Annotated in this window: 10 protein-coding genes; 6 read left to right on the forward strand and 4 right to left on the reverse strand. The window is 65.8% G+C overall.

Annotated features, from left to right (window positions below; genetic code table 11):
• Positions 1-12: 12 nt before the first annotated feature.
• The gene (locus tag QNI11_RS06465; protein WP_306418228.1) at positions 13-915 is read right to left on the reverse strand and encodes a 5-dehydro-4-deoxyglucarate dehydratase; all 903 of its coding nucleotides are present in this window, start codon (positions 913-915) and stop codon (positions 13-15) included.
• 311 nt (positions 916-1,226) lie between these two features.
• Here QNI11_RS06465 and glpK point away from each other — a divergent pair, with 311 nt between their 5' ends.
• The 6 genes from glpK (at position 1,227) to QNI11_RS06495 (ending at position 8,931) form a co-directional block, all read left to right on the forward strand.
• Entirely contained in the window at positions 1,227-2,720 is a 1,494-nt protein-coding gene (gene glpK, locus QNI11_RS06470; protein ID WP_283982790.1) for a glycerol kinase GlpK, read from the forward strand.
• A complete protein-coding gene (locus tag QNI11_RS06475; RefSeq protein WP_283982791.1) occupies positions 2,717-3,838 on the forward strand; it encodes an iron-containing alcohol dehydrogenase in 1,122 nt (373 codons plus the stop codon). The genes glpK and QNI11_RS06475 overlap by 4 nt, the downstream gene beginning before the upstream one ends.
• Before the next feature lie 501 nt (positions 3,839-4,339).
• A complete protein-coding gene (locus QNI11_RS06480) occupies positions 4,340-5,353 on the forward strand; it encodes an amino acid ABC transporter substrate-binding protein (protein WP_100927306.1) in 1,014 nt (337 codons plus the stop codon).
• Positions 5,354-5,476: 123 nt separating this feature from the next.
• Positions 5,477-6,730, forward strand: coding sequence for an amino acid ABC transporter permease (locus QNI11_RS06485; RefSeq protein WP_100927305.1), 1,254 nt, complete (start codon positions 5,477-5,479; stop codon positions 6,728-6,730).
• A gap of 13 nt (positions 6,731-6,743) precedes the next feature.
• The gene (locus QNI11_RS06490) at positions 6,744-8,129 is read left to right on the forward strand and encodes an amino acid ABC transporter permease (RefSeq protein ID WP_283982792.1); all 1,386 of its coding nucleotides are present in this window, start codon (positions 6,744-6,746) and stop codon (positions 8,127-8,129) included.
• 10 nt (positions 8,130-8,139) lie between these two features.
• The gene (locus QNI11_RS06495; RefSeq protein ID WP_283982793.1) at positions 8,140-8,931 is read left to right on the forward strand and encodes an amino acid ABC transporter ATP-binding protein; all 792 of its coding nucleotides are present in this window, start codon (positions 8,140-8,142) and stop codon (positions 8,929-8,931) included.
• A 48-nt stretch (positions 8,932-8,979) separates the two neighbouring features.
• Here QNI11_RS06495 and QNI11_RS06500 read toward each other — a convergent pair whose 3' ends face one another.
• From QNI11_RS06500 to QNI11_RS06510, 3 genes are read right to left on the reverse strand one after another with little or no spacing between them, the layout of a single operon-like run.
• The gene (locus QNI11_RS06500; protein WP_283982794.1) at positions 8,980-10,017 is read right to left on the reverse strand and encodes an ABC transporter substrate-binding protein; all 1,038 of its coding nucleotides are present in this window, start codon (positions 10,015-10,017) and stop codon (positions 8,980-8,982) included.
• Positions 10,014-11,414 (reverse strand): sensor histidine kinase, encoded by a 1,401-nt coding sequence (locus QNI11_RS06505; protein WP_283982795.1) that lies wholly within the window; start codon positions 11,412-11,414, stop codon positions 10,014-10,016. The genes QNI11_RS06500 and QNI11_RS06505 overlap by 4 nt, the downstream gene beginning before the upstream one ends.
• Entirely contained in the window at positions 11,407-12,078 is a 672-nt protein-coding gene (locus tag QNI11_RS06510) for a response regulator transcription factor (RefSeq protein WP_283982796.1), read from the reverse strand. Before QNI11_RS06510 ends, QNI11_RS06505 begins: the two co-directional genes overlap by 8 nt.
• Between the last annotated feature and the right edge of the window lie 4 nt (positions 12,079-12,082).

Genomic DNA, 12,082 nt, shown 5'->3' on the forward strand with positions numbered 1-12,082 from the left:
CCGGATCGCCGCTCAGGTCCGGTCGCCGATGACGGCGCGCAGCATCTCGCGCTCTTCGCCCGTCAGGTCGGTGAGCGGAGACCGGACAGGCCCCGTTTCGAACCCGCGCAGGGCGACGCCCGCCTTGATGGCAGATACGGCATAGCCGGTCTTGCGGTCGCGGACCCTGGCGAACGGATAGTAGAAGTCGCGCAGCATCGCCTCGCAGGTGGCATCGTCGCCCGCCAGGAACGCGTTGTGAAACTTCAATGCGGTCTCGGGGACGAAATTGAAGACGGCAGAGGAATAGGTGTCCACGCCCGCGCCGCGATAGGCCTGTGCAAAGAGTTCATGCGTGGGCATGCCGCCGATGTAGGCCAGCCTGTCGCCCAGCCCGACGGTGATGCGCTTGACCGTGTCGATGTCGCCGGTCCCGTCCTTGAAGCCGATCAGGTTGGGGCAGTCCTCGGCCAGCCGCGCCAGCGTCTCTGCCGACACCACCGACTGACCGCGATTGTAGACGATCACCCCCATGCGCGTCGCCTTGCAGACGGCGCGGATGTGCGCCTCGATCCCGTCCTGCGGCGCGCCGATCAGGTAGTGCGGCAGCAAGAGGATCCCGTCGCCGCCCGCCGCCTCGATCTCGCGGGCGAGGTCGCAGGCCATCCGTGTGCCATAGCCGCAACCCGCGATGATGGGATCGTTTGGCTGTGCCACGCGGGCGGTGCGGACGACCTCCACGATCTCGGACGGGGTAAGGGAGAACATCTCTCCGGTGCCGCCGGCAACGATCAGCCCGGCGATCGGATGCGGCGCCAGCCACTCGAGATGCGCGGCAAAGGCTTTGGGGTTGAAGGCGTCGTCCGCGTCGAACGGCGTGACCGGGAAGGACAGGAGACCGGAGCGGATGATGTCGCGCAGCGCGCTGGGGTCGATCATGGGACCAATTTTCTTGGCAGGGCGAAAAATGGCCTGCGCCGCCGGTGGCGGGCAGGGTCATGGGCCGGGATCAGGTTGGTCGCAGGCTGCACCCCGCGTGGCGCGATTGCAAGATGCCGGGTCCGTCAAAGGCCACCGGGCGATTGGACCGCCGGGGCAGGACGAAACGCGTTCCCGGCCTCCGGCGCCACACGGACTGTGTGACAGGTTCCGGCCTGCATCCCTTGATTTCCGGGGCCAAGGCCTGTCTTCTGGCGGAAATGACGGGTCCGGCTGCGGCCTCCCGCCCCAACGAACAGCGAGGTTCCATGACCCTCATCCTGGCCATCGACCAAGGCACCACGTCCACCCGCTCGATCCTCTTCGACACCGATCTGAAGATCGTGGCGACGTCACAAGAGGAATTCGACCAGCACTATCCCGCGTCCGGCTGGGTGGAGCACGACTGTTCCGACCTCTGGACGACGACGGCAGCCACCTGTCGCGGCGTGATGGAAAAGGCCGGGGTGCGCGCCGGGGACATCGCCGCCATCGGCATCACCAACCAGCGCGAAACGACGCTCGTCTGGGACCGCAAGACCGGCAAACCCATTCACAACGCCATCGTCTGGCAGGATCGCCGCACGTCCGAGTTCTGCAAGGGACTGAAGGCGGAGGGTTTCGAGGAGACCGTCACCGACCGCACCGGGCTTCTGCTCGACCCCTATTTCTCGGGCACGAAACTGGCCTGGCTGCTCGACAACGTCGAAGGCGCGCGCGAACGGGCAGAGGCGGGCGAACTTGTGTTCGGCACGGTCGATACCTGGCTGGTCTGGCACCTTACCGGTGGGGCGGAGCACCTGACCGATGCGACCAATGCCGCGCGGACGATGCTCTATGACATCCGCAAGGGCCGCTGGTCGAAGACGATCTGCGACAAGCTGGGCATCCCCATGTTGATGCTGCCCGAGGTGCGCGACTGTGCCGCCGACTTCGGCGAGACCCGTGCGGACCTGTTCGGTCAGCCGATCCCGATCCGCGGCATCGCTGGCGATCAGCAGGCGGCGACCATCGGGCAGGCATGTTTCAAGCCGGGGATGCTGAAGTCGACCTACGGCACTGGCTGCTTTGCCCTGCTGAACACCGGGGACGAACCCGTCCGGTCGAACAACCGCCTGCTGACGACCATCGCCTACCAGCTGGACGGCAAGCCGACATATGCGCTGGAAGGGTCGATCTTCATCGCCGGGGCCGTCGTGCAATGGCTGCGCGACGGGCTGAAGATCGTGCGCAACGCCGCCGAGACGCAACCGCTGGCCGAACGCGCCGACGATGCGCAGGAGGTCATCCTGGTGCCCGCCTTCACCGGGCTGGGCGCGCCCTACTGGAACGCCGAGTGCCGGGGTGCCGTGTTCGGACTGACGCGCAACTCGGGGCCGGAGGAGTTTGCCCGCGCCGCGCTGCAGTCGGTGGGCTTCCAGACCCGCGACCTGCTGGAGGCGATGAAAGCCGACTGGTCGTCGGGCGGCGACGACACGGCGCTGCGCATCGACGGCGGCATGAGCGCCTCGGACTACGCGATGCAGTTCCTGTCGGACATCATCGACGCACCGGTGGAGCGGCCCCCGGTGCTGGAGACGACGGCCACCGGCGCGGCGTGGCTCGCCGGCACCGCGGTCGGCATACTGCCCGACATGGAGAGTTTCGCGGCGGGCTGGAGCGCCGAGAAACGCTTCGAACCCGACATGGCGGAGAACCGGCGCAGCGCCAGCTATGCCGCGTGGAAGAGGGCGGTGGAGGCCACCATCGGCTTCGCGTCTTGAGCCTGATCGTCCCGGCTAGAACCGTCTCGGGCCGCGGGAGCCGCAGCGCGGTACTTGAGGCCGTCACGCCGCTGCGGGGCGCCATCATCGTCGTGCGCGGGCAGTCGGTGCCCTGGGTCGACGTGCTGCTCGCGGAACTGATGGCGGCGGGCCGGCCGGTGTTTCCGGTGATCGCAATGGGCGAGGCGTCTCTGCCGCAGGTCGAGGCACTGGTCTCCGAGTTGCGCGACTCGGGGGCGGGGATCGTGGTGGCGATCGGCGGCGGTTCGGTCATCGACCTGGGCAAGGCGTTGGCGGCACTTGTGCCTGCGCCGGGCGGGGTTCTCGACCATCTCGAAGTGGTCGGTGCCGGGCAACCGCTGGCCGAGCCTCCCTTGCCGCTGATCGCGGTCCCCACCACGGCGGGCACCGGCGCCGAGGCCACGAAGAACGCGGTGATCGACGTGCCGGACCACCGCCGCAAGGTCAGCCTGCGCGATCCGCGCATGGTGCCGGGGCTGGCGGTGCTCGACGCCGATCTGACGGACGGTGCGCCATGGCCGGTGACGCTGAGCACCGGCATGGACGCGCTGACGCAACTGATCGAGGCGTTCGTGTCCATCAGGGCCACGCCCGAAACCGATGTCCTGTGCCGTGCGGCCATCCCGTTGGCGGCAGGGGCCTTGTCCCGCCTTTCGAAGGGAGAAGACCCGGACGCCCGACAGACGATGCTTGTCGCCGCTCACCTGAGCGGCATTGCCCTCGCGAACGCTGGATTGGGCGCGGTGCACGGGCTGGCCGGAGTGTTGGGCGGACGCACGAAGGCGCCGCACGGGGCGATATGCGCGCGGCTCCTGCCCCCTGTGCTGAAGGTCAACCGGGAGGCCTGCCTGGCTGCGTGTCTCGACACCGGGCGCTTCGACGAGGTCGACGAGATGGTGGCGCGCGGCATGGGGCGACCGGGCGAAACCGCTGCGGACCTGTTGCGCGAATTGATGTCGGGAACGGATATCCCGGGCCTTGGCGCCTTCGATGCGGAGGCGGTGGCCGAGGAGTCGCTGCAATCTTCCTCCATGAAGGGGAACCCGGTCCAACTGACTGTACCGCAACTGGTTTCCGTTCTCGGATCTGCGGCCTGAGACAGCCCTGTTACCGTTAGCATTTTCCGCGGTCGAATCCGGATTCAACTCAAGGTTGCCGCGCGCGCAATTGCGACCGGAATAGGGCTTAATAGTACACTGTTAAATCCTGTAAATGCGCCTCCGTGATGAAAAAATGATCATATTCTCATGCTCGTGAACAAGTCCGATTGGATGGCTATTCGCGGTGCCGCGTAATTTTAATAGTAAAATCAACATACTGCAGGAGATACTTGAAATCCGCAGACGGGTTCCACCAGTTGCGGTCCCCGCGATGAAACAAGTTGCAATTTACACCCGGCAGTCAAATGGTTTACCGATTTTGATGATGCAGATCGAAACTCCGCTTCCAAGCCGCCGTGAGCGGACCGTGTCGCAAGCCGTCTTTGGCTGTGCTGCACGTGGCCGTTCGGTGACTGGAAACCGGGGCAAAGGAAAACCTTCAAAGACCGATCCCCGGCTAACGGGGCATGCATCGACAATCCAACAAGCGAGGACCACATGAAAACCAAACTGATGACCGTCGCTGTCGCAACAGCCATGGCCGCCGGTGCCGCCGGCGCTGCCACGCTCGACGACGTGAAGGCAGCAGGCTCTCTGAAATGCGGCGTGAGCCAAGGCCTTCCGGGCTTCTCTGCCACCAACGACGCGGGCGAATGGACCGGCATCGACGTCGACTACTGCAAGGCGCTGGCCGCTGCGGTTCTGGGCGATGCGAATGCCGTCGAGTATGTCTCGCTCTCCGCGAAGGACCGCTTCACCGCGCTGTCCTCCGGCGAGATCGACGTGCTGTCGCGCAACACCACCTGGACCATCACCCGTGACACCGACCTCGGCATCACCTTCGTCGGCGTGAACTACTACGACGGTCAGGGCATGATGGTTCCGGCCGGTCTGGGCATCAAGTCGGCGCTGGAACTGGATGGCGCGACCATCTGCACCAACACCGGCACCACCACCGAGCTGAACATCACCGACTACTTCCAGCAGCACGACATGACCTTCGAACTGGTCGCGCTGGAGAACTCGGACGAGGTGATCGCAGCCTACGGCGCCGGCCGTTGCGACGTCTTCACCACCGACCGTTCGGGTGTGGCCGCAGAGCGTCTGAAGCTGGCGGATCCGGAAGCGCACGTCGTCCTGCCGGAAACCATCTCCAAGGAGCCGCTCGGGCCGTCCGTCCGCGCCGGTGACGAGCAGTGGATGAAGATCGCCAAGTGGGTGCTGTTCGGCGTGATCGAAGCCGAAGAGTACGGCATCACCTCCGAGAACGTCGAAGAGATGATGAGCTCCGAGAACCCGTCCGTGCAGCGTATCCTGGGTGTTGGCGACAACAACTACGGCGCGTCGCTCGGCCTCGAAGCGGACTTCATCAAGAAGGCCGTCGAGCAGGTCGGCAACTACGGCGAGATGTACGAGCGCAACGTCGGCCCCGACACCCCGCTGAAGCTGGACCGCGGCGTGAACAACCTGTGGAACAACGGCGGCTTCATGTACGCACCGCCGATCCGCTGATCGGACGAGGCGAACGGCCGGTCGTCCACCGACCGGCCTGAACTGAACCGCGACCCATCAAGAACGGAAAGGGGCGGAGGCATGCCTCTGCCCCTTTTCCAATAAAACAAGCGGGGAACATCCATGACATCTGTGACCGACAGCGACGGCCAGCAGGGGACAGAGGAACGCAGGGGTCTTGCGGCGCTGGTCTTCGACAGCCGCGCGAGATCGCTTTTCTTCCAGGGCGTGCTCGCCCTCATCATCATCGGGCTGATCTGGCTCGCGCTGCAGAACGCCGCGCAGAACCTGGCCGATCAGAACAAGGAATTCGGCTTCGACTTCTTCGACAGGCCGTCCGACATCCAGATCCTGACCACATTCGGGACATGGCTTCTGGATTACGAACCGGGGCAGAGCACGATCTTCGACGTGTTCCTCCTGTCCATCGCCAACACGCTGATCGTGGCGATTGCCGGCATCTTCTTTGCGACGATCTGGGGTTTCCTGCTCGGGATCTTCCGGCTGTCGAGCAACTTCGTGCTGCGCGGCTTTGCCACCGTCTACATCGAGCTTCTGCGCAACGTGCCCCTGCTGCTCCAGATCTTCTTCTGGACGGCGGTGATGCGGATCGTGGCGCCGTCCGAGCGCGGCGTCTACTACACGCTCGTGCCCGGCCTGCTCCAGTTCGACGCGAAGGGCATCTACGGTCCGTTCCCCATCGTCGAGGATGGGTTCATCTTCACGCTGGTGGCCTTCATCGCCGCATGTGTCGGGGCCTGGGCCTACGCCAGATGGGCCAAGAAGAGGCAGGACAAGACGGGCCAGCCGTCCCCGGTCCTCCTTGTGACGCTGGGCCTGATCGTCGTCGTCCCGACACTGGTCTACCTGGTCTCCGGGCGCCCGGTCACCATCGAGTGGCCGAACTACGTGACCGAGGGACCGATCTTCCGCCAGGGCTTCGAGATGGGTGTCGGCAGCTACATTGCGCCGGAGTTCATGGCGCTCTTCCTCGCGCTCTTCACCTATACGGCGGCCTTCATCGCGGAAATCGTCCGTGCCGGGATCCAGGCCGTGCCGGAGGGCCAGTCCGAGGCCGCAGGCGCGCTGGGTCTGCCGGACGGCCTGACGATGCGCAAGGTGGTTCTGCCGCAGGCGTTCCGAGTGATCGTCCCGCCGCTGACCTCCCAGTACCTGAACCTGACCAAAAACAGCTCGCTGGCGGCTGCCATCGGCTATCCGGAACTGGTCGCGGCCTTCGCGGGAACGATCCTGAACCAGGTGGGACGCGCGATCGAGATCATCGCCGTGGTGATCCTCGTGTACCTCACCATATCGCTGCTGACGTCGGCCTTCATGAACTGGTTCAACAACCGCGTCGCGCTGGTCGAACGGTAAGGGGGACGATCTGATGCAAGAACACGAAACAGATCACTGGGTCCGCACCCACGAAGCGCCCGTTCTGCCCGCTCCGCCGACCGAGGTCGGTCTGCGCGGCTGGCTGTGGCGGAACATCTTCGCCTCGATGTCGGACTTCACCAGCCCCGGCAAGGCCGTGGGCTCGGTCATGATGATCCTGATCACCGTCTTCGCCGCGTATTCGCTGGTGTGGATGACATGGACGCTGCTGGACTTCGCCGTCTTCAATGCGACCTTCTCCGACCCGGAGGGGCTGAAGCGCGAGGCCTGCTTCGTCAACCCGACCGGGGCCTGCTGGCCGTTCGTTCAGGCGAAGTGGTACCAGTTCATGTTCGGCTTCTACCCGGAGGAAAACGTCTGGCGGGTGAAGCTGTCGATGCTGATCCTCGCGGTCGGCATCGCGTGGCTGATCTTCCCGCTGCCGCATCGCGGCAAGGTGGCGGCTTTCATGCTGACCGGGTTTCCGGTCATCGCCTTCGTCCTGCTCAACGGCATGCCGGTCGAGGAAGACGGCGACCTCGGCCACATCTTTGCCGGTGCATGGTTCCCGCTGGTGCTGTCGGCGGTGATCTTCGCCGCTTGGTGGCTGGCCAATTCCGGACGGTTCGGGGACGTGGGGTCGGCCTTCGCTCCGGCGCTGCTGATCGCGGCGAGCGGGCTGGCGCTTTGGGGCGGGTTGCCGCTGGTGACCATGGCCATCGACCTGGCGCTCGGCACCGAAGTGGTCGAGACCAACAAGTGGGGCGGCCTGACCATCACGCTGGTGGTGGCGATCTTCGGCATCGTGATCTCGCTGCCGGTGGGGATGCTGCTGGCACTTGGTCGGCGGTCGAACGCACCGATCATCAAGTACACCTCGGTGATCTTCATCGAGGTGGTGCGGGGCATCCCGCTGATCTCGGTGCTGTTCTTCGCCTCGGCGATGCTGCCCTACTTCCTCGAACCGGGGGTGGACTTCAACAAGCTGCTGCGCGCCATGATCGGCGTGGTGCTTTTTGCCTCCGCCTACATGGCAGAGGTCATCCGGGGGGGTCTTCAGGCCATTCCGAAGGGCCAGTACGAAGGCGGCATGTCGCTGGGGCTGAGTTTCTGGCAGCAGATGCGGCTGATCATCATGCCGCAGGCGCTGACCACGGTGATCCCGGGGATCGTGAACACCTTCATCGGCCTGTTCAAGGACACCACGCTGGTGCTGATCATCTCGATCTTCGACCTGCTGGGCATCCTGAACAACACCCTGAAGGACCCCGAATGGTCCACGCCCACGACGGCCTATACCGGCTATCTCACCATCGCGCTGATCTACTGGGTCTTCTGCTTCGGCATGTCCCGGTATTCGGTCCACATGGAACGCAAGCTCGACCGCTCGAACCGCTGAGGAACACATCATGACAGAACCAATGACAATGGAGGCCCCGGCGGCCAGGAAGCTGGAAGTCTCCGACGAGGTGGCCATCGAGATCCGCGGCATGAACAAGTGGTACGGCCAGTTCCACGTCCTGCGCGACATCGACCTGACGGTCTTCCGCGGCGAGCGGATCGTGATCTGCGGGCCCTCCGGGTCCGGCAAGTCCACGCTGATCCGCTGCATCAACGCGCTCGAGGAACACCAGAAGGGCTCCATCGTGGTGGACGGCACGCGGCTGACGTCCGATCTCAAGAACATCGACAAGATCCGGTCCGAGGTCGGCATGTGCTTCCAGCACTTCAACCTCTTCCCGCATCTGACGATCCTCGAGAACTGCACGCTGGCCCCGATCCACGTCCGCAAGACGCCGAAGAAAGAGGCCATCGAGACCGCCATGCACTTCCTGCACAAGGTCAAGATCCCCGATCAGGCGGGCAAGTACCCCGGGCAGCTTTCGGGCGGTCAGCAGCAGCGTGTGGCCATCGCCCGCTCGCTCTGCATGAAGCCGCGCATCATGCTGTTCGACGAACCGACCTCGGCGCTCGACCCGGAGATGATCAAGGAGGTGCTCGACACCATGATCGAACTGGCCGAGGAGGGGATGACCATGCTCTGCGTGACCCACGAGATGGGCTTTGCGCAGGCGGTGGCGAACCGCGTGATCTTCATGGCCGACGGCCAGATCGTCGAACAGAACGAACCCACGCGCTTCTTCAACAATCCGCAGAGCGAACGCACCAAGCAGTTCCTGAGCCAGATCATCGGCCACTGACTGCGGCGGACACGACAGGGGAAGGGCGGTCCAGGGGCCGCCCTTTTCCTATGGCAGAACGCCGAGGTTGAACGCGCCCTGCCAGAGCGACAGCAGGGTCTCGCGCCGCTGCTGGTCCAGCGCCACCAGCAGCGGAGGCGACAGGGGGATCGGGCGGCGGGCGCTTTGCAGCAGCGCGGTCTCGGACGGGTCATGTTCCATCACCAGCCCGGCGGCGCGCAGGGCGTCGCGCGCCTGCGGTGACAGCAGGAAATCCAGCAGACGCACGGCGGCGGCCTTGTTGGGCGCGGTGCGCGGGATCATGAAACCGCGCGACAGGATCAGCGTGTAATCCTCCGGCTGGATCACGCCCACGTTGGGCGTGCTGTCGCTGGCGACGTAGGACCCGAGGACGTTGTAGGCGATCAGGAACCGTCCCTCCGCCACAGCGTCGATGATCTCGGACGAGCAGCAGGTGGCCACCGCCTGCACGCGGGCGAACCCTTCGAGCATGGCGCCGAAGGTCGTGGCCTCAAGGCTGTCGGCATGGGCGAAGAGATAGCCAAGCCCTGAGGCCGCGATGTCGTAGGTCGCTATGCGCCGCTGCAGGAGGTCGGGGCGGTTGCGCATCATGTCGAGCAGGGCGAACCGGCTGCGCGGCACGTCGTCCCCCTTGAACGCGCCGAGGTTGTAGATGATGACGGCCGGTTCCTCGGTGATGCCCCAAAGCTCGTCGCGCCACCGGCGGGAGGCGGGCAGGGCGGCGGTGCTCTCTGACCGATAGGTGTGTCCGCAGGCGGCGTTCACCAGCCAGACAAGCTGATGCACGCCTGAGGACAGGACCGCGTCGGCGGCGGGAATCCTGCCCGCGCAGGCGTCGCGGCTGTTGCGGAACAGGTTGTTGGAGCCCCACTGTTCGTAATTCACCGACAGATCGGGATTGGCCTCCACGAACCGCTCCATCACCGGCCGGATGATGTCGATGTCCGTCGTCGACCGGACGTCCAGACGGCTTGCCCCGGTGCCGAAGGTGGTCCGGTCTTCCTGAGCGGCCGCGGCCCGGGGGAACAGCGCGCACATCAGGATGAGGCAGAGCAAGCGCGTCATGCCGGATCCTCCCGCGCGGTGTCGTCTGCGGGCAGGACAAGCGCCACGCGGAACCCTTGATCGGTGCGATTCATGTCCACCCGCCCGCCGGAGGCCGTCGCCACGGCAGCCACGATGGAAAGCCCCAGGCCCACGCTGTCCTCCCGCGATGTCTTGGTCCGTTCGAAGCGCGCGCCGAGGGAGGCGATGACCGCGTCGTGCGGGCCGGTGCCGGTGTCTTCCACCCAGATCACGGCCTCCGCCCCGCTGAGTTCGGTGCCGATGGTCACTGGCGGCTTGCCATGTTTCAGCGCATTCGACAGGAGGTTCTTCGCCGCCTGACCCACGGAAAACGGGTCCGCCACGGCGATCACGGCGTCCTCTCCGATGGCCAGCCGGACCTCTGCCCCCGGGGACAGCAGTTCGTGGTCGCGCCGCTCGATCAGGTCCAGCGCCACCTCGCGGAGGTCGAAGGCCACGCGGGGCACGCTGTCGCCGCGGTGGATGACCATGGCCCGGGACAGCAGTTGGTCCAGCAGGTCGCCCAGAGACCGCGTCCGCGCCAGCAGCATTCCAAGCGGACGGCTGGGCGGTGTGCCGTCGCCCGCCATGGTCTCTGCCTGCACGCGGATCGCGGCGACGGGCGTGCGCAACTGGTGCGCCGTGTCCGAGATCAGGTTGCGCATCCCGTCGATCTGCTTGTCGAGGCGCTGCATGAAACGGTTGAGCGACTCCAGCATCACGCGCAGTTCCTGCGGACGCCCCTCCACCGGCATCGGCGTCAGGTCGTAGGGGTCGCGGCGCGCGAGGTCGGAGGCCAGTGCCTCCAGCGGCCGCACGGCCGAGCGGACGGCAAACCAGGCGATCACCAGCAGCGCGATCCCGGCAAAGGCCAGCGGCACCAGCGCGTCGAGCGCAAGATCCAGCGTCATCGCCTGCCGTGCCGAGAGCGTCTGCCCCACGGTGACCGACACGTTGCCGGAAAAGTCGCGCTCGGCAAAGCGGCGGACGACACGGACAAAGCGCGCGGCCTCGCCCTGCATGCGGTCGTCGAAGAACTGGAGGAGCGCGGCACGATCCGAGCTTTCCGACGGCTCGAACCTGTCGGAGAGGCCGGTCACGAGTTGCCCGTCGGGGCCGCGCACGTCGTAGTGGATGCGGTCGTCGGGTGCCTGGGCCAGCAGTTCGAAGGCCGAGACGGGCAAGTCCACCACCGCTTTGCCGTCCTGGATGCGGATCGATTCCGCGATGTCGTTCGCCGCGCCCAGCAGCAGGCGGTCGTAGGTCTGCCGCGCCGCCGAGCGACCGTTGATCCACGTCCAGACCGAGACCAGCATGCCACCCAGCAGCAGCAGCAGGATGACCGCGGACAGTACGCGGCCGGTCAGGCTGCGGATCGGGCGGTGCAGGTCAATCATCCGTCCCGATCCGATAGCCGACGCCGCGCTGGGTCGAGATCGACACGCCGCTGCCGGTCAGCTTCTTGCGCAGCCGGGCGACATACAACTCGATGGCGTTGATCCCGACGTCCGCGTCGTCGAACCCGAAAAGCGAGTCGTAGAGGCGCTGCTTGGACAGGACCTGACCGGGATGCCGCAGGAATGTGGCCAGCACGGTCGCCTCGCGCCGCGTCAGGTCGAGCCTGCGGTCGCCGATGGTCGCGGTCATCTCGGACGGAGAGAAACCGAGGTTCGCAAGCTGGATCAGGTCGGCCTTCGGCCCCGTCTCGCGCCGGACGATGGCCCGCAGCCGCGCCTCCAGTTCGCGTTGTTCGAAGGGTTTCACGAGGTAGTCGTCGGCGCCGATGTCCAGCGCGTCGACCCGGTCGTCCACCGTCCCGAGTGCCGTCAGCATCAGCACCGGCGTCCGGTCGCCGCCCGCCCGCATTTCTCGCAGCAGCGCCAGTCCGGAGCCGTCCGGCAGGTTGATGTCGAGGATCACGGCATCGTAGGTCTGGACCGCCCGGTGGTCGCGTGCGCCTTCGAGGTCGACGGCATGGTCGCCCACGATGCCGGCCTGGCTCAGGCGCGCGATGACCCCTTCGGCAAGGTCCGTGGCGTCTTCGACCATCAGCACCCGCATGTCC

This window comes from Sagittula sp. MA-2, from assembly GCF_030126985.1.
Lineage (GTDB): Bacteria > Pseudomonadota > Alphaproteobacteria > Rhodobacterales > Rhodobacteraceae > Sagittula.